General features: G+C 53.8%; 18 protein-coding genes, 1 tRNA gene and 3 rRNA genes. 7 read left to right on the plus strand and 15 right to left on the minus strand.

The features are described from left to right. Nucleotides 1-63 precede the first annotated feature (63 nt). Nucleotides 64-174: a YshB family small membrane protein gene (locus ABFV38_RS21875; protein ID WP_032622955.1), complete on the plus strand. Its 111-nt coding sequence runs from the start codon at nt 64-66 to the stop codon at nt 172-174. Between the two features lie 100 nt (nt 175-274). On the opposite strand, the gene hemN is transcribed toward ABFV38_RS21875, so the two are convergent. Both hemN and yihI read right to left on the minus strand, forming a co-directional pair. Continuing rightward, nucleotides 275-1648: an oxygen-independent coproporphyrinogen III oxidase gene (hemN, locus tag ABFV38_RS21880; RefSeq protein WP_348958084.1), complete on the minus strand. Its 1374-nt coding sequence runs from the start codon at nt 1646-1648 to the stop codon at nt 275-277. Nucleotides 1649-1836: 188 nt separating this feature from the next. Continuing rightward, nucleotides 1837-2352: a Der GTPase-activating protein YihI gene (gene yihI, locus ABFV38_RS21885; protein WP_014885763.1), complete on the minus strand. Its 516-nt coding sequence runs from the start codon at nt 2350-2352 to the stop codon at nt 1837-1839. 577 nt (nt 2353-2929) lie between these two features. Between yihI and yihA the strand changes: the two genes are divergently transcribed. Then, complete coding sequence (yihA, locus tag ABFV38_RS21890; protein WP_048226811.1) at nt 2930-3559, plus strand: ribosome biogenesis GTP-binding protein YihA/YsxC; 630 nt, start codon at nt 2930-2932, stop codon at nt 3557-3559. 312 nt (nt 3560-3871) lie between these two features. Here the strand turns inward: yihA and polA are convergent, their stop codons facing one another. Beyond that, a complete protein-coding gene (gene polA / locus ABFV38_RS21895) occupies nt 3872-6664 on the minus strand; it encodes a DNA polymerase I (protein ID WP_348958087.1) in 2793 nt (930 codons plus the stop codon). Between the two features lie 440 nt (nt 6665-7104). Here polA and ABFV38_RS21900 point away from each other — a divergent pair, with 440 nt between their 5' ends. Next, nucleotides 7105-8013: an acyltransferase gene (locus tag ABFV38_RS21900; protein ID WP_024909221.1), complete on the plus strand. Its 909-nt coding sequence runs from the start codon at nt 7105-7107 to the stop codon at nt 8011-8013. Between the two features lie 23 nt (nt 8014-8036). On the opposite strand, the gene dsbA is transcribed toward ABFV38_RS21900, so the two are convergent. The 3 genes from dsbA to ABFV38_RS21915 form a co-directional block, all read right to left on the minus strand. Next, nucleotides 8037-8660, minus strand: coding sequence for a thiol:disulfide interchange protein DsbA (dsbA, locus tag ABFV38_RS21905; RefSeq protein ID WP_045909081.1), 624 nt, complete (start codon nt 8658-8660; stop codon nt 8037-8039). 27 nt (nt 8661-8687) lie between these two features. Next, nucleotides 8688-9674 carry a serine/threonine protein kinase gene (locus tag ABFV38_RS21910; RefSeq protein WP_348958090.1) on the minus strand — a complete coding sequence of 329 codons (987 nt, stop codon included), beginning with the start codon at nt 9672-9674 and terminating at the stop codon, nt 8688-8690. A 75-nt stretch (nt 9675-9749) separates the two neighbouring features. Then, nucleotides 9750-10019 carry a YihD family protein gene (locus ABFV38_RS21915; RefSeq protein ID WP_008501866.1) on the minus strand — a complete coding sequence of 90 codons (270 nt, stop codon included), beginning with the start codon at nt 10017-10019 and terminating at the stop codon, nt 9750-9752. Between the two features lie 68 nt (nt 10020-10087). Here ABFV38_RS21915 and mobA point away from each other — a divergent pair, with 68 nt between their 5' ends. Continuing rightward, nucleotides 10088-10672, plus strand: a complete 585-nt coding sequence (gene mobA, locus ABFV38_RS21920; protein ID WP_045909079.1) for a molybdenum cofactor guanylyltransferase MobA — start codon at nt 10088-10090, stop codon at nt 10670-10672. Continuing rightward, entirely contained in the window at nt 10669-11172 is a 504-nt protein-coding gene (gene mobB, locus ABFV38_RS21925; RefSeq protein ID WP_104949827.1) for a molybdopterin-guanine dinucleotide biosynthesis protein MobB, read from the plus strand. The genes mobA and mobB overlap by 4 nt, the downstream gene beginning before the upstream one ends. Nucleotides 11173-11270: 98 nt before the next feature. On the opposite strand, the gene rrf is transcribed toward mobB, so the two are convergent. The 4 genes from rrf to ABFV38_RS21945 form a co-directional block, all read right to left on the minus strand. Continuing rightward, nucleotides 11271-11386 (minus strand): 5S ribosomal RNA (gene rrf / locus ABFV38_RS21930). Between the two features lie 70 nt (nt 11387-11456). Then, nucleotides 11457-14361: ribosomal RNA gene (locus tag ABFV38_RS21935) — 23S ribosomal RNA — on the minus strand. A gap of 182 nt (nt 14362-14543) precedes the next feature. Beyond that, a tRNA-Glu gene (locus ABFV38_RS21940) sits at nt 14544-14619 on the minus strand. An 85-nt stretch (nt 14620-14704) separates the two neighbouring features. Beyond that, a 16S ribosomal RNA gene (locus ABFV38_RS21945) occupies nt 14705-16244 on the minus strand. Together the 16S, 23S and 5S rRNA genes with 1 tRNA gene alongside form the textbook arrangement of a ribosomal RNA operon. 453 nt (nt 16245-16697) lie before the next feature. Between ABFV38_RS21945 and ABFV38_RS21950 the strand changes: the two genes are divergently transcribed. Then, nucleotides 16698-17405, plus strand: a complete 708-nt coding sequence (locus ABFV38_RS21950; RefSeq protein WP_024907901.1) for a FadR/GntR family transcriptional regulator — start codon at nt 16698-16700, stop codon at nt 17403-17405. Continuing rightward, nucleotides 17402-18835, plus strand: a complete 1434-nt coding sequence (mdtD, locus tag ABFV38_RS21955; protein WP_045909349.1) for a multidrug transporter subunit MdtD — start codon at nt 17402-17404, stop codon at nt 18833-18835. Before ABFV38_RS21950 ends, mdtD begins: the two co-directional genes overlap by 4 nt. Here the strand turns inward: mdtD and rbsR are convergent. From rbsR to rbsA, 5 genes are all read right to left on the minus strand, one after another. Continuing rightward, nucleotides 18801-19793, minus strand: coding sequence for a ribose operon transcriptional repressor RbsR (gene rbsR, locus ABFV38_RS21960; protein WP_074180468.1), 993 nt, complete (start codon nt 19791-19793; stop codon nt 18801-18803). The two genes, mdtD and rbsR, sit on opposite strands and share 35 nt — an antisense overlap. Before the next feature lie 3 nt (nt 19794-19796). Further along, entirely contained in the window at nt 19797-20726 is a 930-nt protein-coding gene (gene rbsK, locus ABFV38_RS21965; RefSeq protein ID WP_348959445.1) for a ribokinase, read from the minus strand. Between the two features lie 106 nt (nt 20727-20832). Beyond that, the gene (gene rbsB, locus ABFV38_RS21970) at nt 20833-21723 is read right to left on the minus strand and encodes a ribose ABC transporter substrate-binding protein RbsB (RefSeq protein WP_008503498.1); all 891 of its coding nucleotides are present in this window, start codon (nt 21721-21723) and stop codon (nt 20833-20835) included. 27 nt (nt 21724-21750) lie between these two features. Continuing rightward, on the minus strand, nt 21751-22716 hold the full coding sequence (gene rbsC / locus ABFV38_RS21975; RefSeq protein WP_021242657.1) for a ribose ABC transporter permease: 966 nt from the start codon (nt 22714-22716) through the stop codon (nt 21751-21753). Nucleotides 22717-22720: 4 nt separating this feature from the next. Beyond that, nucleotides 22721-24226, minus strand: coding sequence for a ribose ABC transporter ATP-binding protein RbsA (gene rbsA, locus ABFV38_RS21980; protein ID WP_111967614.1), 1506 nt, complete (start codon nt 24224-24226; stop codon nt 22721-22723). Nucleotides 24227-24228 lie beyond the last annotated feature (2 nt).

The following is a 24228-nucleotide window of genomic DNA, read 5'->3' on the forward strand; positions in this document are numbered from 1 at the left end:
TTTTGCGCTTTACTGTTCCGATGAGTTTTGTATGATCGTGCCCGGAAATTGGGGGTGAACATCATGCTGGAAACATTCGTGAATATGCTCTCTAGCGGAGCCGCTGAAAGCCACACGCCACAAACCGCCGTTGCGGCGGTGCTGTGCGCGGCGCTGGTTGGGCTGTTTAGCTAGCGAGTTGGCGATGAAAAGCCGGGTGGCGCTTCGCTTACCCGGCCTACATTTCGCACTTTTGTAGGCCGGGTAAGGCGAAGCCGCCACCCGGCATTGCAGTTTAAATTACCCGCGAGAACTGCTGCATACGCGCTTTCTGACGCAGATACGCGTCGAAGCACATGCAGATATTGCGGATCAACAGACGCCCTTTTGGCGTGACCTCAATCGCGCTCTCCGACACATCCACCAGCCCGTCTTTCGCCAGCGGCGCCAGCAGCTTCAGGTCTTCCGCGAAATAATCGCTGAAGTTCAGCGCCCACTGCGCTTCCACATCGCTGAAATCAAGACGGAAGTTGCAGATAAGCGCCTTAATCACATCGCGACGGATACAGTCATCGCGCGTTAATGCGATGCCGCGCCACAGCGCGTTGCCCGTCTCATCAACCTGCTGGTAATACTGCTTCAGTTCTTTCTGGTTTTGCGCGTAGCAGTCGCCGATCATGCTGATGGCGGAGACGCCCATTCCCAGCAAATCGGTATCGCCCTGGGTCGTGTAGCCCTGGAAATTGCGGTGCAGGACCCCTTCGCGCTGAGCGACCGCCAGTTCGTCGTCCGGACGGGCAAAGTGATCCATGCCGATAAACTGATAGCCGGTGTCGGTCAGCGAGGTGATGGTTTCCTGCAGGATATCCAGCTTCTGCTGGGCAGAAGGCAGATCGGCATCTTTGATTTTACGCTGGGCGGCAAACAGCGTCGGCAGATGCGCGTAGTTAAAGACGCTCAGACGGTCCGGGTTGAGTTCGGCCACGCGCTTCAGCGTGAAGGCGAAGCTTTCCGGCGTTTGCTTTGGCAGGCCGTAAATCAGGTCAATATTGGTTGAGGTGAAGCCAATTTCACGCGCATGGTTGAGTAAGGCAAAGATAAAGTCTTCGTCCTGCTCGCGGTTCACCAGACGCTGAACCTCTTTATTGAAATCCTGCACGCCCATGCTCAGGCGGTTGAAGCCTTCGGCGCGTAAGTGATCGAGGACATCCAGCTCAATTTCACGCGGATCGACTTCGATCGAGATTTCAGCGTCGTCGTTAAAACTGAAATTACCGCGCAGAAGCGTCATCAGGCGGCTGATTTGCGCTTTATTCAGATAGGTTGGCGTACCGCCGCCCCAGTGCAGCTGGCTGACGTGACGGCCTTTAAACAGCGGCGCGCGATGCACAATTTCCTGTTCAAGCGCGTCAAGGTACTGGTCGGCTTTATGCTGCTGGCGGGTCACGATTTTATTGCAGCCGCAGAAGTAGCAAAGCTTGTGGCAGAACGGAATATGGACGTAGAGCGACAGCGGACGCTCAGGATAGCGCGCAACAGCCTGCTGAAAATCCCCCTCGCCGAAGGCATCGGAGAACTCCAGCGCGGTGGGGTATGACGTATAACGCGGCCCGGAATAGTTATATTTCTGGATTAGGGCCAAATCCCAGTCGATAGTTGGTGCTGACATGCTCACTCCTTCCGTTGGTGTCGCGTTCGTTTACGGCGGCCCGTTCTGACCCCATTGCGGGCCATCATTCGGGTGCGCAGCCACTTCTGTCGCCGCGACAACCGCCGTAGTTTAACGAATAACCACACCAGATAACATATAACCGGAAGGGTTATAAGCAGGACTATCGTGCCTGCCGGGTGCAAATGTTAGTTTCCACCCTTCAGAAGACGCATCATATCTTCCTGCTTTTCGTCTTCTTCTTCGTCGTCTTCATCATCGTAAGACAGACCCAGCTTCTGCATCAGCTCGTCGATGCGATCCAGTTTGGCATCCACCCATGACTGCTCTTCAGCGGTCAGGGTTTCACCCTCTTCAAGACGTTCCAGCAGCGCGTCCAGGCGCTCATCGTTCTCCAGCAAATCCAGCTCAGCCTGCGGTGAAAGCATAGGTTTCTCGCTCTTTGGTTTGTGCTGCTTAGTGACCGGGGTGTCTGTCACGCCCAGTGGAATGGGAGTTTTACTGCCGATACGAGGATCTTTCTGCTGTTTGCCTTTTGCAGAAGCGCCCGCTGCACCACCACCGTTGGCACGGCTACCCGCAGCATGACCGCGATGTTTTTTGTCGCGTTTGCGGTCGCGCGCTTCCTGGTTCAGTTCTTCGCGCGTTTTGCGGCGTGCTTTTGCAGGGCGTTTCGCGCCCGCAGCGGAGGTTGGTTTTTTCATGATGTTTTATCTTTAAGTCGTTTTCTTCAGTATAGAATTGCGGCGAAATCTAGCAGAAAGCAAGCAAAGAAAAAAGGCGACAGAGCAATCTGTCGCCTTTTTTCCTGACTCACAACCCTTAGCGGGTCAGACATTCCATGTTTGCCAACAACAAACCCTGTTTATCCCTTGGCTAATACCGTCCGTGATACGGTTCCATTTCCTGTTAAAACGCCTCCAGGCGCTGGTCGTCCTGACAATCCTGCGTCTTCGCCTCCTGGCGCTCCTGACCCTAATCCTTAAGTCGATTTCCTGTTGGCTTCCTCGCCCTGACGCACACTTTACCTTGTTCCGTTAAACTAACAAGCAACGAAACGGTATAAAAAGAGATTTTCAGACAATTACCCGAAAATAAGCTTATGATTTAAAACAGTTTGCATTTTTTAACGCCTGCGAATTCTCTGAAATCTCCCATAGCATCACTGGCCGATCTCTCACACCGGTGGGAGCATTCGCCTACAGGGCATAGCAATCAGAAAAGCCTTTTGCCTGCATTCGGGTATAATCCCCCTCAGATTACGATTTTGGAGACGACCACGTGACTACCTGGAACTACCAACAGACGCATTTTGTCACCAGTGCGCCCGATATTCGCCACCTCCCCTCTGATACCGGTATTGAAGTGGCCTTTGCTGGCCGCTCTAATGCGGGGAAATCCAGCGCCCTGAATACGCTGACCAATCAGAAGAACCTGGCGCGTACCTCAAAAACACCTGGCCGTACCCAGCTGATCAACCTGTTTGAAGTCGCAGAGGGCAAACGCCTGGTCGACTTACCGGGGTACGGTTACGCGCAGGTACCCGAAGAGATGAAAATCAAGTGGCAGCGTGCGCTGGGTGAATACCTGGAAAAACGCCTGTGCCTGAAAGGTCTGGTGGTGCTGATGGATATTCGCCATCCCCTGAAAGATCTCGATCAGCAGATGATCGACTGGGCGGTGGCAAGCGATATCGCCGTGCTGGTGCTGCTGACGAAAGCCGATAAGCTGGCAAGCGGCGCGCGTAAAGCGCAGGTGAATATGGTTCGCGAAGCGGTGCTGGCGTTCAACGGCGATGTGCAGGTTGAACCGTTCTCCTCGCTGAAAAAGCAGGGCGTGGACAAGCTGCGTCAAAAGCTCGACACCTGGTTTAACGAGCTGGAACCCGCGACGGAAGCGGAAGAAGAGTAATACCGGGCGCGGCGATGGCCGCGCTTTTTTTTGCCCGAAAGTTTCTTTGCCGCAATAAAAAACGCCCCAGTCATTACTGACTGGGGCGGCTAAAATATTCAGCCAAATCCGATTACGTGAAGTAAAAGGTCTGAAAGATAGAACATCTTACCTCTGTACCCTACGCCGATAACTCTACCCCTTTTTGTGCTGCAGAAAAAGCACTTTTTGTAGTTTTTTTTCATTCTTTACATAGGGAATTCTAATGATCGTCACAAAACGCGCGTTCTTATGTTGCAAACTTACATAAACAGCGCGTTATGCGAAGAACCGTTAGTGAGCCTGATCCCAGTTTTCACCACTTCCCACTTCCACCAGCAACGGCACGTCCAGCGTCATGCTGCTTTCCATCAGTTCGTGGATCTTCTTCGACACGGCGTCGAGGTCGTCCTTGTGCACTTCAAATACCAGTTCATCGTGTACCTGCATGATCATTTTCACGCGCGGTTTCTCTTTCTCGAGCCAGGCATCAACGGCGATCATTGCACGCTTAATAATGTCCGCCGCAGTACCCTGCATCGGGGCGTTGATCGCGGCACGCTCTGCGCCAGCACGGCGCGCGGCGTTGCTGGATTTGATGTCCGGTAAATAGAGACGGCGGCCGTCCAGGGTTTCAACGTAGCCTTTCTCTTTCGCCTGCGCGCGGGTACGTTCCATATATTCCAGCACGCCCGGATAACGCTCGAAGTAGAGATCCATATACTTCTGCGACTCTTTACGCGGAATGTTGAGCTGGCGCGAAAGCCCGAATGCACTCATGCCGTAAATCAGCCCGAAGTTGATCGCCTTAGCGCTGCGGCGCTGTTCGTTGGTTACGCTGTCCAGCGGCAGACCGAAGACTTCGGCTGCAGTCGCCCGGTGGATATCCTTCCCTTCGGCAAAAGCGCTCAGCAGGCCTTTGTCGCGGGACAGGTGCGCCATAATGCGCAGTTCGATTTGCGAGTAGTCCGCCGAGACAATCAGATAATCCTCTGGCGCGATGAAAGCCTGGCGAATACGGCGGCCCTCTTCGTTACGTACCGGGATGTTCTGCAGGTTGGGATCGGTTGACGAGAGACGACCGGTCGCCGCGACAGCCTGATGGTATGAGGTGTGCACGCGGCCCGTTTTCGGGTTGATCATCAGCGGGAGCTTATCAGTGTAGGTAGACTTCAGCTTCGCGAGACCACGGTACTCCAGAATCACTTTTGGCAGCGGATAATCCAGCGCCAGTTCTTCCAGCACCTCTTCAGAGGTTGAAGGCGCACCGCCAGGGGTTTTCTTCAGCGGCTTGATACCCTGCTTTTCAAACAGAATGGTTTGCAGCTGCTTCGGCGAAGAGAGGTTAAACGGCTCGCCTGCAAGCTCATGCGCTTTTTGCTCCAGCTCGGTCAGACGCTGCGCCAGTTCCCCGGAGTGGTTATGCAGCACCGTTGGATCGATTTTCACGCCGTTGCGTTCAATGCGGGACAGCACGGGCACCAGCGGCATCTCAATATGCTGGAACACGTTCAGCGGACCTTCGTGCTTCTGCAGCTTTGGCCACATCTTCAGATGCAGCTGCAGCGTGACGTCAACGTCTTCCGCCGCGTAGCGCCCCGCTTCTTCGAGAGCAATCTGGTTAAAGGTGAGCTGATTTTTCCCTTTACCGGCAATCTCTTCAAAGGTGATGGTTTTGTGCTTGAGCCAGCGGTCAGATAAGGAATCCATATCATGGCGGCCCGCAACGCTGTCCAGAATGTAGGATTCGAGCATGGTGTCGAAGGCGATCCCGCGCAGTTCAATGCCGTAGTTTTGCAGAATACCGCGGTCGTACTTGAGGTTTTGCCCAACCTTAAGCGCCTTTTCGTCTTCCAGGATCGGCTTCAGCAGCTCAAGCACGCGTTCACGGGAGATCTGTTCCGGCGCGTCCAGGTAATCGTGCGCTACGGGAACATAGGCCGCATGACCAGGCTCTGTCGCAAATGACAGACCTACCATATTGGCAGAGATGTTATCGAGACTGTCCGTTTCGGTGTCAAAGGCGAAGACCGGCGCTTTTTTCAGTTTTTCGATCCAGGCAATGAGCTGCGACTCTTCAAGAAGGGTTTCGTAGTTGTCGAAGGAAAGCGCCACAGCTTCTTCTTCCGCCTGCTCTTCTGCATCAACGACAATCGTCTCCTTCGGCTTTGCAGCTGGTTTCGCCCCTTTTGCCTGCAGCCACTTGCCGGCTTCCACGTCAGTGGTCCAGCGCTTGAATTCGTATTTCTTAAACAGACTCAGAAGCTCGTCCGCAGAAGGCTGCTGTACTTCCAGCTGCTCACAGCCTAGCTCCAGTTCGACATCGGTTTTGATGGTTGCCAGCTTATAAGAGAGATAAGCCACCTCTTTGTTCTCTTCCAGCTTCCCGGCCATGGTTTTTGCACCACGGAAGGAGAGCCCGGCGATTTTGTCTGATTCCGCGTAGAGCGTATCCAGCCCGCCCAGCCCCTGAAGCAGCGCCTGCGCGGTTTTCTCTCCTACGCCAGGAACACCAGGAATGTTATCCGAGGAATCGCCCATCAACGCGAGGAAATCGATAATCAGCTCTGGCGGCACGCCATACTTAGTGACGACCTCTTCAGGCCCCAGAATGGTGTTGGTCATGGTGTTAATCAGGGTGATCCCTGGCGTCACCAACTGTGCCATATCTTTATCACCGGTGCTGATCAGCACGGGACGACCCATCTTTTCGGCTTCACGCGCCAGCGTACCGATGACGTCATCGGCTTCAACGCCAGAAACGGCCAGCAGCGGTAGCCCCATGGCTTTTACCATGGCATGCAGCGGCTCTATCTGCGCACGCAGATCGTCAGGCATTGGCGGACGGTGGGATTTGTAATGTTCAAACAACTCGTCGCGGAACGTTTTGCCTTTTGCATCAAAAACGACGGCCGCATGGGTTGGCTGATACTGCAGGATCAGGCTGCGCAGCATATTCAGCACGCCGTACATTGCGCCGGTAGGTTCCCCTGCGCTATTGGTCAGAGGAGGAAACGCATGGTATGCCCGATACAGGTAAGAAGAGCCATCGACGAGAATAAGAGGGTTTTCTGGGATCTGAACCATAATGTCCGTGCCTTTAATCAATTTATGAGTAAAGGATGCCACAGAAGGATGAAAACATCAGTTATTAGCGCCAGATACAGGAAAAGATTTTGCGATCGTGAGGATCGCTCGCAAAAATAAAACTGTGGATAAGTTTGTGAATATTTTCACTTCATATGAATAACAGACGCGAAAAACACATATGAGGTAATATTTAGATCTTAATTATCATGCTGTTATGTTGTTAGATCTTATCTATATGGCCAACTGATGGCAATTTAGTCTATGTGGATATAAGCCTTGATTCGCGCAGAACCCCAGAGAAATCTGCTGCGCCAGGGTAAAAGCCGCCAAATCATCATGTGAAAGCGCCATTCATTCGTTTGTTTTCTGGTAAAATCAGCGCCCAGCGTCGACTAGCCGGTCGCTCACTTACAGCTAACTATTTGAAAAAGCTCATCATGTCGAGATTGCTCGCTGCAATAACATTACTGCTAAGCATCATTTTAACTATCCTGGTGACGATCGCCTGTTCCGTGCCGATCATTCTCGCCGGGATCATTAAACTGCTGCTGCCCGTACCCGTGGTGTGGCGAGCCGTGTCCGCATTTTGTAACTTCATGATGTATTGCTGGTGCGAAGGGCTGGCGATCCTGTTATGCCTTAACCCGCATCTGAAGTGGGATGTCAAAGGGCTGGAGAGTCTCAACAAAAAGAACTGGTACCTGCTGATCTGCAATCACCACAGCTGGGCGGACATCGTGGTGTTATGCGTGCTTTTTCGCAAACACATCCCGATGAACAAATACTTCCTGAAACAGCAGCTCGCCTGGGTGCCTTTTATCGGACTGGCCTGCTGGGCGCTCGATATGCCGTTTATGAAACGCTATTCGCGCAGCTATTTGATTCGTCATCCGGAACGTCGCGGTAAGGATGTGGAGACCACGCGCCGTTCCTGTGAAAAGTTTCGTGCACATCCTACGACCATCGTGAACTTTGTTGAAGGTTCCCGGTTTACGGAAGAGAAGCGCCAGCAAACTCGCTCTCCTTATCAGCACCTGTTGCCGCCAAAAGCGGCAGGGATTGCGATGGCGCTTAACGTGCTGGGAGCACAGTTCGATAAACTTCTTAACGTCACGCTCTGCTATCCGGAAAACGACAGGACGCCGTTCTTCGATATGCTCAGCGGCAAACTGACGCGCATTGTCGTGCACGTCGACCTGGTTCCGATTGACGCTGAACTGCACGGTGATTACGTAAACGATAAGAACTTCAAACGTCGTTTCCAGCAGTGGCTTAATACGCTCTGGAAAGAGAAAGACGAACAGATAGACAAGATAAAATCTTCATACAAAAACGCCGGTCAGTGACCGGCGTTTTTACATCAACGAAATTACTTCTTCTCGACCAGGTATTTCACGGTATCTGCATACTGCTGTACGAAAATATCCATGCTGCTGGTGTCCATGCCCTGCATGTTCAGCTGATATTTGCCGTTAACAAACATCGCCGGAACGCCCTGAAGCTGGAGATCAGCAGCCGCTTTTTCCTGCTGGGCAACCAGTGATTTCACCACGAAGCTGTTCCATGCGGCATCGTACTCTTCACCTTTCACGCCCGCATCAACGAACACTTTACGGATATCCGCAGTGGTCTGAACGGTCTGGGTTTTCTGTACGGCTTCAAACATTGGCGAAGTGATCTTATCTTCCACGCCCAGTGCCATCGCCACCGCCCATGCCTGAGTCAGGTCTTTACCCAATGGGCCCAGGAACTCAACGTGGTACTTGGTCATTTTGGTGCCTTCCGGCAGCTTTTTCTTCACGTTGTCAGAAACATGCAGCACCTGCTCGAACTGATAGCAGTGTGGGCAATAGAACGAGAAGAACTCCAGAACCTGTGGCTCGCCAGCGACCGGCTTGTCCAGCGTGATGAACTGTTTGCCGTCGGTAAACTGCGCAGCAGAAGCGCTAAATGCCAGAATCATACCTGCCAGCGCCAGCCAAATTTTTTTCATGATTAACTCTCTCCTGGGTGTGTCCAATTAATACATCGGCGTTAATTGCAGAGGGGGCTCCTGAAGAACCTTAACCTGCTCAGTAAATGTAGATATCTGGCTACGCCAGTAATCCTCTCCGGTAAGCCACGGGAAATTGCGAGGAAATGCCGGATCGTCCCAACGCCTGATTAACCATGCGAGATAATAAACAAAACGCATCGCACGTAAAGGCTCAATCAGGGCAATTTCGTCTGAATTTAACGGGCTAAATTCTTCATAAGCTTCAATAATGGTTTCAAGCTGCATGCGTTGCTCGGCTTTGTCGCCATTGAGCAACATCCACAGGTCCTGAACCGCTGGCCCCATACGCGCATCATCGAGATCGACAAACAGCGGTCCATCACGCCAGAGAATATTCCCAGCGTGACAATCGCCATGCAGGCGCAGGACGGAAATATCATCGCGCCAGCAGGTTTTCACTGCAGCAATAAGCTTATCGGTGGCGTTGAGGAAATCATCCTTTAGCGCAGCGGGGATCATTGCAGACGTTTCGAATAATTCGCGCGGTTCAAGAAGGTATTCCTGAATCCCCATCGTCGGGCGGGCAATAAAGGCTTTTTTGCGTCCCGTCTGGTGTATACGCCCAAGATAGCGGGCAACCCACTCCATCTGATCGATATTATCCGCTTCAAACTGACGACCACCCAGGCTTGGGAATACTGCGTAGTAATACCCTTCGTGCGTGAGGAGCGTTTGGTTATTAAATTTCAGGGGCGCGGCAACGGGGACATCGTCATCCAGCAGATCGTGAGCAAACTGATGCTCTTCCTGAATTTGTTCAGCGGACCAGCGTTCAGGACGATAGAATTTTACGACGTAGCGCTGACGATCCTCGTCCTGAAATTGATAGACGCGGTTTTCGTAGCTGTTTAACGGTGTTAGCCCGGAATCCACCCGAATACCCTGTTCAAACAGGGCATCCATAATGGTGTCCGGGTGTAATGTCTGGAAAGTAAAAGCCTGGTCGTTCATCCGATCATCCGGAAATTATACGAATGATTCAGGATATCATCTTGTGGCGATTTCGGTGCCGCCGCTTACAAGCTTTTACTCTTTAATTACGCCTCGGGCGCGCAGCAATGCGGTCTTAAAATCTTCCTCATAATCTTTCTGAATACCAGGAATAACAGCATCTTTGGCGGAGTCGCGCATTTTAAGGTGGTAGATCAGGATGTCGTCAGAAAGGTCTGCCAGATCGCCGTCAAAACCTGACTCTTTCGCCAGTTTCTGTAAAAATTGCATCAGATTTAGCTCTGGCTCTTTTTGCCAGGCGGGCTGGAGGAGTTCAATAACTTCATTCAGACGTTTACATTTCATGGTGGTGCTCCTTTCATTTAGAGTGACACGTTAGCAGGGTCAATCCCACAATAAAAGAGGCGATATTCGTGAATGTTAGCCAGGAAATCATCGGGGTCGTTCTGGCAGGCGGCAGAGCAACGCGAATGGGCGGTAAAGATAAGGGGCTTCAGCTTCTTAATGGAAAACCCTTGTGGCAGCATGTCGCCGATACGCTCGCCGGGCAGGTGACGGCAATGGCCATCAGCGCGAACAGGCATATCGACACTTACCGGCAAAGCGGGTACGCCGTTTATCAGGATAGCCTTGAGAATTACCCGGGCCCGCTTGCCGGTATGCTTTCGGTCATGCAACAGTCGCACGGAGAGTGGTTTATCTTCTGCCCCTGCGATAACCCGTTTATTCCCTCCGATCTCGTCGAGCGTCTGTTCCTGCTTCGTGGTACAGCACCTGTGGTTTGGGTACATGACGGCGAGCGTGACCATCCTGCTATCGCGTTGATGCATCGATCGCTAGTGCCTGCTCTGCAGAGCTATCTGGCTGCGGGAGAGCGCAGGGTGATGGTCTTCATGCGTGAGTCTGGCGGCCATTCCGTTGATTTTAGCGATGTGAAATCAGCGTTCGTGAACGTGAATACGCATGAAGATTTGCAGATGATGCAGGAGAAAAAATGATACCTCTTTTAGCCATTTCCGCATGGAGTGGGACCGGGAAAACCACGCTGCTGAAAAAGCTGATACCCGCGCTGTGTGCCAGAGGCCTTCGTCCGGGATTGATTAAGCATAGTCATCACAACATGGATATCGATACGCCAGGAAAAGACAGCTATGAGCTGCGTAAGGCCGGAGCAGCACAAACGATGGTAGCAAGTCCTCAGCGCTGGGCGTTAATGACAGAAACGCCGGATGAGGCGCCGCTGGATCTCGCTTATCTGGTCAGTCGGATGGATCATTCCACCCTGGATCTGGTGCTGATTGAGGGATTTAAGCATGAGGCAGTGCCTAAGATCCTGCTGTTCAGAAGCGATGCCGGGCATGATATGAGCGAGTTAACGCTGGATGAGCATGTCATTGCGGTGGCCAGTGATGTGGTATTGCCACTTGAGGTTCCGGTGCTGGACTTAAATGATGTGGATGGGATTGCGGGCTTTATTGTGACGTGGAGTGCGGTCTGACGTGCCGGGTGGCGGCTTTGCCTTACCCGGCCTGCCGTTTTTTTGGCGTATAAACGCAAAAAGGCCATCCTTTCGGATGGCCTCTTCACTTGTTTGATGCCTGGCAGTTCCCTACTCTCACATGGGGAGACCCCACACTACCATCGGCGCTACGGCGTTTCACTTCTGAGTTCGGCATGGGGTCAGGTGGGACCACCGCGCTAAAGCCGCCAGGCAAATTCTGTTTAATCTGTATCAGGCTGAAAATCGTCTCTGTCTCTTCGCCAAAACACCTTCGGCGTTGTAAGGTTAAGCCTCACGGTTCATTAGTATCGGTTAGCTCAACGCATCGCTGCGCTTACACACCCGACCTATCAACGTCGTCGTCTTCAACGTTCCTTCAGGAGACTTAAAGTCTCAGGGAGAACTCATCTCGGGGCAAGTTTCGTGCTTAGATGCTTTCAGCACTTATCTTTTCCGCATTTAGCTACCGGGCAGTGCCATTGGCATGACAACCCGAACACCAGTGATGCGTCCACTCCGGTCCTCTCGTACTAGGAGCAGCCCCCCTCAATTCTCCAGCGCCCACGGCAGATAGGGACCGAACTGTCTCACGACGTTCTAAACCCAGCTCGCGTACCACTTTAAATGGCGAACAGCCATACCCTTGGGACCTACTTCAGCCCCAGGATGTGATGAGCCGACATCGAGGTGCCAAACACCGCCGTCGATATGAACTCTTGGGCGGTATCAGCCTGTTATCCCCGGAGTACCTTTTATCCGTTGAGCGATGGCCCTTCCATTCAGAACCACCGGATCACTATGACCTGCTTTCGCACCTGCTCGAGCCGTCACTCTCGCAGTCAAGCTAGCTTATGCCATTGCACTAACCTCCTGATGTCCGACCAGGATTAGCTAACCTTCGTGCTCCTCCGTTACTCTTTGGGAGGAGACCGCCCCAGTCAAACTACCCACCAGACACTGTCCGCAACCCGGATTACGGGTCTACGTTAGAACACCAGCCATTAAAGGGTGGTATTTCAAGGACGGCTCCACGCAGACTGGCGTCCACGCTTCAAAGCCTCCCACCTATCCTACACATCAAGGACCAGTGTTCAGTGTCAAGCTATAGTAAAGGTTCACGGGGTCTTTCCGTCTTGCCGCGGGTACACTGCATCTTCACAGCGAGTTCAATTTCACTGAGTCTCGGGTGGAGACAGCCTGGCCATCATTACGCCATTCGTGCAGGTCGGAACTTACCCGACAAGGAATTTCGCTACCTTAGGACCGTTATAGTTACGGCCGCCGTTTACCGGGGCTTCGATCAAGAGCTTCGCGTTGCCGCTAACCCCATCAATTAACCTTCCGGCACCGGGCAGGCGTCACACCGTATACGTCCACTTTCGTGTTTGCACAGTGCTGTGTTTTTAATAAACAGTTGCAGCCAGCTGGTATCTTCGACTGATTTCAGCTCCACCCGCAGGGGCTTCACCTACATATCAGCGTGCCTTCTCCCGAAGTTACGGCACCATTTTGCCTAGTTCCTTCACCCGAGTTCTCTCAAGCGCCTTGGTATTCTCTACCTGACCACCTGTGTCGGTTTGGGGTACGATTTGATGTTACCTGATGCTTAGAGGCTTTTCCTGGAAGCAGGGCATTTGTTACTTCAGCACCGTAGTGCCTCGTCATCACACCTCAGCGTTAATAAGGTACCGGATTTACCTGGAACCTCCGCCTACATGCTTAAACCGGGACAACCGTCGCCCGGCTAACATAGCCTTCTCCGTCCCCCCTTCGCAGTAACACCAAGTACAGGAATATTAACCTGTTTCCCATCGACTACGCCTTTCGGCCTCGCCTTAGGGGTCGACTCACCCTGCCCCGATTAACGTTGGACAGGAACCCTTGGTCTTCCGGCGAGCGGGCTTTTCACCCGCTTTATCGTTACTTATGTCAGCATTCGCACTTCTGATACCTCCAGCATGCCTCACAGCACACCTTCAACGGCTTACAGAACGCTCCCCTACCCAACAACACATAGTGTCGCTGCCGCAGCTTCGGTGCATGGTTTAGCCCCGTTACATCTTCCGCGCAGGCCGACTCGACCAGTGAGCTATTACGCTTTCTTTAAATGATGGCTGCTTCTAAGCCAACATCCTGGCTGTCTGTGCCTTCCCACATCGTTTCCCACTTAACCATGACTTTGGGACCTTAGCTGGCGGTCTGGGTTGTTTCCCTCTTCACGACGGACGTTAGCACCCGCCGTGTGTCTCCCGTGATAACATTCTTCGGTATTCGTAGTTTGCATCGGGTTGGTAAGCCGGGATGGCCCCCTAGCCGAAACAGTGCTCTACCCCCGAAGATGAGTTCACGAGGCGCTACCTAAATAGCTTTCGGGGAGAACCAGCTATCTCCCGGTTTGATTGGCCTTTCACCCCCAGCCACAAGTCATCCGCTAATTTTTCAACATTAGTCGGTTCGGTCCTCCAGTTAGTGTTACCCAACCTTCAACCTGCCCATGGCTAGATCACCGGGTTTCGGGTCTATACCCTGCAACTTAACGCCCAGTTAAGACTCGGTTTCCCTTCGGCTCCCCTATACGGTTAACCTTGCTACAGAATATAAGTCGCTGACCCATTATACAAAAGGTACGCAGTCACACCACAAGGGTGCTCCCACTGCTTGTACGTACACGGTTTCAGGTTCTTTTTCACTCCCCTCGCCGGGGTTCTTTTCGCCTTTCCCTCACGGTACTGGTTCACTATCGGTCAGTCAGGAGTATTTAGCCTTGGAGGATGGTCCCCCCATATTCAGACAGGATACCACGTGTCCCGCCCTACTCTTCGAGTTCACAACCTGTGTGTTTTCGTGTACGGGACTGTCACCCTGTACCGTGCGACTTTCCAGACGCTTCCACTAACACACAAGCTGATTCAGACTCTGGGCTGCTCCCCGTTCGCTCGCCGCTACTGGGGGAATCTCGGTTGATTTCTTTTCCTCGGGGTACTTAGATGTTTCAGTTCCCCCGGTTCGCCTCGTTAACCTATGTATTCAGTTAACGATAGTGTGACGAATCACACTGGGTTTCCCCATTCGGACATCGCCGGGTCAAAGGTTCATATCACCTCGCCGGCGCTTTTCGCAGATTAGCACGTCCTTCATCGCCTCTGACTGCCAGGGCATCCACCGTGTACGCTTAGTCGCTTAACCTCACAACCCGAAGATGTTTCACTTCTGATTGCGAAAATTTGAGAGACTCGAACACACCATTAAGATGTGTCGTTTCAATTTTCAGCTTGATCCAGATTTTTAAAGAGCAAATATCTCAAACATGACTCGTAAGTCAGTTTTGAGATATGACGGCAGGTGACTTTCACTCACGAACCAGCAAGTGGCGTCCCCTAGGGGATTCGAACCCCTGTTACCGCCGTGAAAGGGCGGTGTCCTGGGCCTCTAGACGAAGGGGACACTGAAGTCTCAATCGCAAGACGCCTTGCTATTTACTTTTCATCAGACAATCTGTGTGAGCACTGCAAAGGCAGGTTCTTTAAGGTAAGGAGGTGATCCAACCGCAGGTTCCCCTACGGTTACCTTGTTACGACTTCACCCCAGTCATGAATCACAAAGTGGTAAGCGCCCTCCCGAAGGTTAAGCTACCTACTTCTTTTGCAACCCACTCCCATGGTGTGACGGGCGGTGTGTACAAGGCCCGGGAACGTATTCACCGTAGCATTCTGATCTACGATTACTAGCGATTCCGACTTCATGGAGTCGAGTTGCAGACTCCAATCCGGACTACGACGCACTTTATGAGGTCCGCTTGCTCTCGCGAGGTCGCTTCTCTTTGTATGCGCCATTGTAGCACGTGTGTAGCCCTACTCGTAAGGGCCATGATGACTTGACGTCATCCCCACCTTCCTCCAGTTTATCACTGGCAGTCTCCTTTGAGTTCCCGGCCGGACCGCTGGCAACAAAGGATAAGGGTTGCGCTCGTTGCGGGACTTAACCCAACATTTCACAACACGAGCTGACGACAGCCATGCAGCACCTGTCTCAGAGTTCCCGAAGGCACCAATCCATCTCTGGAAAGTTCTCTGGATGTCAAGAGTAGGTAAGGTTCTTCGCGTTGCATCGAATTAAACCACATGCTCCACCGCTTGTGCGGGCCCCCGTCAATTCATTTGAGTTTTAACCTTGCGGCCGTACTCCCCAGGCGGTCGACTTAACGCGTTAGCTCCGGAAGCCACGCCTCAAGGGCACAACCTCCAAGTCGACATCGTTTACGGCGTGGACTACCAGGGTATCTAATCCTGTTTGCTCCCCACGCTTTCGCACCTGAGCGTCAGTCTTTGTCCAGGGGGCCGCCTTCGCCACCGGTATTCCTCCAGATCTCTACGCATTTCACCGCTACACCTGGAATTCTACCCCCCTCTACAAGACTCTAGCCTGCCAGTTTCGAATGCAGTTCCCAGGTTGAGCCCGGGGATTTCACATCCGACTTGACAGACCGCCTGCGTGCGCTTTACGCCCAGTAATTCCGATTAACGCTTGCACCCTCCGTATTACCGCGGCTGCTGGCACGGAGTTAGCCGGTGCTTCTTCTGCGGGTAACGTCAATTGCTGAGGTTATTAACCTCAACACCTTCCTCCCCGCTGAAAGTACTTTACAACCCGAAGGCCTTCTTCATACACGCGGCATGGCTGCATCAGGCTTGCGCCCATTGTGCAATATTCCCCACTGCTGCCTCCCGTAGGAGTCTGGACCGTGTCTCAGTTCCAGTGTGGCTGGTCATCCTCTCAGACCAGCTAGGGATCGTCGCCTAGGTGAGCCGTTACCCCACCTACTAGCTAATCCCATCTGGGCACATCTGATGGCAAGAGGCCCGAAGGTCCCCCTCTTTGGTCTTGCGACGTTATGCGGTATTAGCTACCGTTTCCAGTAGTTATCCCCCTCCATCAGGCAGTTTCCCAGACATTACTCACCCGTCCGCCGCTCGTCACCCAGGAGCAAGCTCCCTGTGTTACCGCTCGACTTGCATGTGTTAGGCCTGCCGCCAGCGTTCAATCTGAGCCATGATCAAACTCTTCAATTTAAGTTTGATGCTCGTGAATTAAACTTCGTAATGAATTACGTATGTTCACTCAGAGACTTGGTATTCATTTTTCGTCCGAGGACGTTAAGAATCCATGTCACTTTGAGTGCCCACACAGATTGTCTGATAAATTGTTAAAGAGCAGTGCCGCTTCGTTTTCGCTGCGGCGCGGGGTGTGCATATTACGCTTTCCCGCTTCAGAGTCAAGCGTTTATTTTCGCTTTTCTCTGCTGACCCGGCGGCGTGTGTGCCGTTGTTCCGTGTCAGTGGAGGCGCATTATAGGGAGTTATTCCGGCGTGACAAGAGGAAATTTAAAAAAAGTTTCTATCCGTGTTTTTTTTCACCAGCAGCGGTGAAATCAAGCTACAAATTGTTCTATTTGATGTATCTGCAACCACAATCACATTCGAGGTGGCATAATTATCAGCATGAATCTTTAAGGAATAAAAGCGATGCCATTAAGCGCACAACAGCTGGCCGCCCAAAAAAACCTGTCGTATGTGCTGGCAGAAAAGCTGGCTCAGCGAATTTTAGCGGGTAAATATGCCCCGGGTAGCATCCTGCCGGGTGAAATGGAGCTGGGTGAGCAGTTTGGGGTGAGCCGTACCGCGGTTCGCGAGGCGGTGAAAACCCTGACGGCAAAAGGTATGGTGCTTCCACGCCCGCGTATTGGCACACGCGTGATGCCACAGAGTAACTGGAATTTTCTCGATCAGGAGCTGCTCTCCTGGTGGATGACGGAAGATAACTTTCATCAGGTTGTCGATCACTTTCTGGTGATGCGCAGCAGTCTTGAACCTCAGGCATGTCTGCTTGCCGCCACGCTTGGCACGGCAGAGCAAAAAGCGCAGCTTAACGCATTGATGGAAGAGATGGTGTTTCTGAAAAAACACTTCAACCGCGAACGCTGGGTTGAAGTCGATATGGCCTGGCATGAACATATCTATATGATGAGCGCCAATCCGTTCCTCACCTCTTTTGCCTCATTATTCCATTCGGTGTACCACACTTACTTTACCTCTATTACACAAAACGACGTGGTAAAACTGGAATTGCATCAGGCGATAGTAGATGCCATCCAGGAAAGCGATGGGCAGCGAGCCCTGAGTGCGTGCCAGGCATTACTGGCTGCGCCAACCCACCAGCAGGTAAATAAATGACAAAGAAAAAAGCGCGCAGCATGGCCGGATTGCCGTGGATTGCAGCCATGGCGTTTTTTATGCAGGCACTGGATGCCACCATCCTCAACACCGCGCTTCCCGCTATTGCGCAAAGCCTTAACCGCTCCCCGCTGGCAATGCAATCCGCCATCATCAGCTACACCCTGACGGTCGCAATGTTAATTCCGGTTAGCGGCTGGCTGGCCGACCGCTTCGGCACCCGCAGAGTTTTCATGCTGGCCGTAACGCTCTTTACGCTCGGTTCGCTGGCCTGTGCGCTCTCCTCGTCCTTAACGGAGCTGGTTATCTTCCGCGTATTACAGGGCATTGGCGGTGCGATGATGATGCCCGTGGCACGCCTTGCCTTATTACGAGCCTACCCTCGAAGCGAACTGCTTCCCGTGCTTAACTTCGTCACCATGCCGGGACTGGTCGGCCCGATACTTGGCCCGGTACTCGGTGGCGTGTTTGTCACCTGGGCAAGCTGGCACTGGATCTTCCTGATTAATATTCCGATTGGCGTTGCGGGGCTGCTGTATGCCCGCAAATATATGCCGAACTTCACCACGCCAAGACGCAGCTTCGACATGGGGGGCTTTTTCCTGTTTGGCCTGAGCCTGGTGCTCTTCTCCAGCGGGATGGAGTTGTTTGGCGAGAAGATCGTCGCGACGTGGATGGCGCTCTCCGTTATCCTCGCCGGAATTCTGCTGTTCCTTCTTTATATACGTCACGCGCGCCGTCACCCGACGCCGTTAATCTCTCTTGGGCTCTTCAACACCCGAACCTTTTCCGTCGGGATCGCGGGAAACATTGCCTCACGTCTGGGAACCGGCTGCGTACCGTTCCTGATGCCACTGATGCTGCAGGTCGGTTTCGGCTATCCGGCCCTGATTGCCGGCTGCATGATGGCCCCTACGGCGATGGGCTCGATTCTGGCAAAATCGACCGTGACGCAGGTGCTACGCTGGTTTGGCTATCGCAAGACGCTGGTTGGCGTGACGGTCTTTATTGGCCTGATGATTGCGCAGTTCTCGCTGCAGTCCGCCTCGCTTCCCGTCTGGATGCTGATACTGCCGCTGTTTGTGCTGGGCATGGCGATGTCGACGCAGTTCACATCAATGAACACAATCACCCTTGCGGATCTGACCGACGAGAACGCCAGTAGCGGCAACAGCGTGCTGGCAGTCACCCAGCAGCTGTCGATCAGTTTAGGGGTGGCCGTGAGCGCGGCGGTACTGCGATTTTATGAAGGTTTCGACAGCGCGAACACCGTCGAGCAGTTCCACTATACCTTTATCACCATGGGCGCACTCACCGTCGTTTCAGCGCTGGTCTTTATGCTGTTAAAACCGAAAGATGGCCGTAACCTGATAAAAGAACGCCATAAGGCGAAAGCTAAACCGAACCCCGTTCCATCAGAACAGGAGTAAGCTGCAGGCGTTGCTGCTGCAGCGTGGGCTGAGCCATTCGGTGGATCAACACATCGATGGCCAGCTCGCCCAGCTCATCTTTTGGCTGATGGATGGTGGTGAGCGGCGGCGTCATATAGCTGGCCAGCTCAATATCATCGTAGCCGATTACCGCCATATCGTCGGGAACACGCAAACCGGCCTGATATAACGCCTGATAGGCGCCAAACGCCATGGCGTCGTTGCCGATAAACACCGCCTGCGGACGCTGCGGCTGCGCCAGCAGCGTCTGCATCGCTTCAAAACCACCGTGAAACTCAAAATCACCGGTAATACGGTACCCTTCCGGCACGGAAAGGCCCGCCCGCGCCATCGCGGCGAGATACCCTTCCAGACGCAAACGCGCCGGGGTTTTGTCCAGCGGACCGGTAATACAGGCGATGCGGGTATAGCCTTTATCGATGAGATATTGGGTGGCCATATCGCCCCCCAGCAGAGAGTTATCCTGAATAAGATCGCTGGTGCCGTCGAACGGCGCCCAGTCCATCATCACCGTGGGAATGGAGGGGTAGCGCTGGATAATCTCTTTCGAGGGCTGGTGCGTTTCGGTACACAGCAGCAGTAGCCCGTCGACGCGTTTTTGCATCAGCGTTTCCAGGTTACGGTTCATGCGCTGCTCGTCCCCTTCGGTATTGCACAGCACCAGGCTGTAGCCACGCTCGAAGCAGCTGCGCTCCACGCCACGAACCAGCTCAGAATAAAAGGGATTGGTACTGGCGGTGATCAGCATACCGATCGTACGCGTCTGGTTGAGCTTAAGGCTACGCGCCAGCGCAGACGGCGCATAGTTGAGATCTTTTACTGCCGCTTCGACTTTTTCCCGAATCGCCTCGCTGACGAAGCGATCGTTATTAATGACGTGAGACACCGTCGAGGTAGAAACGCCCGCCAGGCGAGCGACATCTTTCATTGTGGCCAAGCGTTACCCCTGCTGACTTAAGAATTCATCGATCTCTTTACGCCACGGAACGGAAGGCTGAGCGCCCTTGCGCGTCACCGCAATCGCGGCAGCCGCATGCGCGAAGCGGATCGCATCATCCATACTCTTGCCTTCCAGCAGCGCGGTCACCAGTGCACCATTGAAGGTGTCTCCCGCTGCAATGGTATCAATCGCCTTCACCTTAAAGCCCGGCACGCGACGGCCTTCACCGTTTACGCTTGCCCATACCCCACGGCTGCCCAGGGTGATGATCACCGTTCCGATGCCTTTGTCGTGCAACGCACGCGCGGCTCGCGCGGCATCGTCATCGTTTTCAACGCGAATGCCCGTCAGCTTTTCGGCTTCGGTTTCGTTCGGCGTGATGATGTCCACCAGCGCCAGCAGCTCGTCTGATAATACACGGGCAGGGGCCGGATTAAGTACGACAGTGGTATGATTTTCATGCGCAATCCTGGCCGCGGCCAGCACGCTTTCAACCGGTGACTCCAGCTGCATCAGCAGGGCCTCGGCCCCGCCAATGATTGCACGTTGCGCTTCTACGCGCTCCGTTGTTAGCGCTGCGTTAGCGCCAGCATGAATACCGATGACATTCTCACCTTCAGCGTTAACGAAAATCAGCGCCACGCCGGTAGACTCTCCCGCGACAACGCTGACCGGTGCGATATCGATGTTGTCGCTCGCCAGCTGCTTGCGTACGCGCTCGCCGGTATCGTCATCACCCGTGCAGGCGATAAACGCAATATTCGCTCCGCTGCGGCCAGCGGCAACGGCCTGGTTTGCCCCTTTACCGCCAAAAGCGACCTGATACTGGCTACCCGTGACGGTTTCGCCCGGTGCAGGGAACGATTCAAGGTTAAGAATGTGATCGGCATTGATACTGCCAAGGACGACGAGGTTACCTGCGGTTTTCATGGTTGGGTTGTCCATCTGAGAGCGCCACCGGTGTTACCCGGTGGCGTATGCCACACTTTTCTTTATTGGTGTCCCTCAGGCCGCCAGTGACGACCTGATTCGCCTTTTACTGCTTGATAACCAGTTTCAGGTCAACAGGGTATTTAGCCTGAACTTTTTCGCCCTTCAGCACTTTGTCGGCTGTTTCAACGCCAGTGGCGCCAATCTGCTCAGGCAGCTGAGCGATGGTCGCAGCCAGTTTGCCATCGTTTACTGCTTTTTCACCATCCGGCGTGCCGTCAAATCCGACAACCATCACATCAGATTTACCTGCAGTCTGCAGGGCACGCAGCGCGCCCAGCGCCATTTCGTCGTTCTGCGCGAAGACCGCCTGTACGTCAGGATGTGCGGTCAGCAGGTTCTGCATGACGTTCAGACCTTTAGTACGGTCGAAGTCCGCAGGCTGGCTGGCCAGTACGTTGAATTTATGCGCTGCAACCGCCTGCTGGAAGCCTTCGCCACGCTCGCGGGCGGCAGACGTACCGGCAATCCCCTGCAGTTCGATAACTTTCGCGCCTTCGCCGGCTTTCTTCGCAATGTAGTCACCCGCGATTTTGCCGCCCAGCACGTTGTCAGACGCGATATGGCTCACCACGTCGCCTTTGGTTGCCTGACGGTCCAGGGTGATCACCGGAATTTTCGCCTGGTTTGCCATCTTCACGGCGTTGCCTACGGCATCAGAATCGGTTGGGTTGATCAGCAGAATCTTGGTGCCACGAACGGTTAAGTCCTGAACGTTAGCCAGCTCTTTCGCCGGGTTGTTCTGTGAATCCAGGACCACCAGGTTGTAGCCCAGTTTATCCGCTTCTTTCTGCGCACCGTCCTTCAGGGAGACGAAGAACGGGTTGTTCAGCGTAGAGACAACCAGCGCGATGGTATCTTTCGCCATGGCGTTAGCACTTACGGTTGCGCTCAGCGCGACAGCGGAAACCAGGGTAGCCAGTTTTTTCATGTTCATATCTAAGATGTCCTGTAGTGTCGTCAGTTACTGTTTTTTGTTGTCTACCAGTACCGCCAGCAAAATCACCACTGCCTTAACGATCATCTGGTAATAGGAGGAAACACCTAACAAATTCAAACCATTATTCAGGAAACCGAGAATCAGTGCGCCGATCAATGTCCCAACAATGCGACCTTTACCGCCCGCCAGACTCGTACCGCCCAGAACCACTGCTGCAATAGCATCCAGCTCATACCCCGTACCCGCCGTCGGCTGCGCGGAAGAGAGGCGCGCCACTTCGATGATGCCCGCCAGTGACGCCAGCAGACCACACAGGGAGTACACGATGACTTTAACTTTATTAACGCTAATCCCGGACAGGCGCGTTGCCGCTTCGTTACCGCCCAGCGCATAGATGTAACGGCCCAGACGGGTATGGTGCAGCATGTACCACGCCGCCAGGAAGACGATAGCCATGATCCAGACCGGGGTCGGGACGCCCAGCGGGCGACCGATACCGAACCAGCCAAACAGATCGGCGTTATCGGTGAAGCCGGTATTAACCGGGCTGCCGTTGGTATAAACCATGGTCACCCCGCGCAGCAGCAGCATCATCACCAGCGTCGCGATGAACGCCTGAACGCGGCCTTTTGCCACAATCACGCCGGTGACGGCACCAATCGCCGCGCCTGCCGCCAGGGCCGCGGCCACGGCCACCAGCGCGTTAACTTCAATCCCGACAAGCGAAGCGGCGATCGCGCCGGTGAGGGCCAGCAGGGAACCGACGGACAGATCGATCCCTGAGGTCAAAATCACCAGCGTCATGCCGACCGCCATAATGGCGTTCACCGACGTCTGCTGCAGAATGTTGAACAGGTTATTTACGGTGAAGAAATTCGGGCTCATGGTCGACACAATTGCGATCAGCACCAGCAGGGCAATCAGCGATTTTTGCTCCATCAGCCACGCCTTTGTGAAATAGCGGCGACCAGAAACAGCCTGGGTTGTCATCTTCTTACTCCTGATTCACGCGATTAAGCTTGCCCACAGCGGCAGCCATCAGAACTTCCTGGGTGGCCTGCTCGCGAGTGAATTCACCGCCGAGATGCCCTTCATGCATGACGATAATACGATCGCTCATGCCTAATACTTCTGGCATCTCGGAAGAGACCAGAATGATGCTCAGACCGTCGGCCTTGAACTGGTTAATCAGCTGATAGATCTCTTTCTTCGCGCCCACGTCCACGCCGCGGGTTGGCTCGTCGAGGATCAACACTTTCGGGCGCGTCATCAGCCCGCGCGCAATCGCCACTTTCTGCTGATTCCCGCCGGACAACAGGCCAATCGCCTGCTCCATCGACGGGGTTTTAACGTTAAAGAGACGGATGAAATCGCTGACCGCCTGCTGTTCATCTTTATGCTTCAGGCTGCCGCCGCTGTGGCTGAAATAGCGCAGCGCGGTGAGGGACATGTTCTCTTTTACCGACATGCCCAGCACTAAGCCGTCGCGTTTGCGGTCTTCGGAGATATAGACGATGCCGTTCGCCAGACCATCCTGCGGGGAGCGGGTGACCACTTCATGGCCGTCGAGGGTGACATAACCGCTGGTGCGCGGCAGTGCGCCGTACAACACTTTCATCAGCTCGGTACGTCCCGCGCCCATCAGGCCCGCCACGCCCAGGATCTCGCCCTGGCGCAGGGTAAAGGTGACGTCGTTCACACCCGGACCGCAGAGGTTGTCCACCTTCAGGCGGATCTCACCCGGCGCTTTATCCAGATGCGGGTACTGATCTTCCAGCTTACGTCCCACCATCATTTCGATGAGCGTATCTTCGGTCAGCGTGGCCACTTCGCGCTCGGCAATAAACTGCCCGTCGCGGAAAACGGTAACGTCATCGCAGATTTCAAAGATCTCTTTCATGCGGTGAGAAATATAGACAATCCCGCGCCCCTGCGATTTCAGCTCGCGGATAACGCGGAACAGGGATTCGGTTTCGGTATCGGTCAGGGCGTCGGTCGGTTCATCCATAATGATGACCTTCGACTCAAAGCTCAGCACCTTCGCGATTTCCACCATCTGCTGATCGCCGATGGAGAGATCGCCGACCAGACGGTCGCTCTTAAAGCGCAGGTTCAGTTTCGCCAGCAGCTTGTCGGCTTCGGAATACATGGTTTTCCAGTCGATCTTGCCGAAGCGGTTCACGAACTCACGGCCGAGGAAGATGTTCTCCGCAATGGTGAGCTGTGGGATCAGGTTCAACTCCTGGTGAATAATGCCGATGCCCGCTTCCTGAGAGGATTTCGGGCCGTTAAAGGTGGTCTCTTTACCCAGCCAGAGGAGCGAACCGGCATCGCGTTGATAGATACCGGTCAGCACTTTCATCATGGTGGATTTGCCGGCGCCGTTTTCACCCACCAGCGCCATTACGCGCCCGGGGTAGACGTTCAGCGCCGCGCCGGAGAGGGCTTTTACGCCCGGGAACGACTTATCGATCCCTTTGAGTTGCAGTAATGCGTCCATGA

The organism is Enterobacter cloacae complex sp. Mu1197 (assembly GCF_040059225.1).
GTDB lineage: Bacteria > Pseudomonadota > Gammaproteobacteria > Enterobacterales > Enterobacteriaceae > Enterobacter > Enterobacter quasiroggenkampii.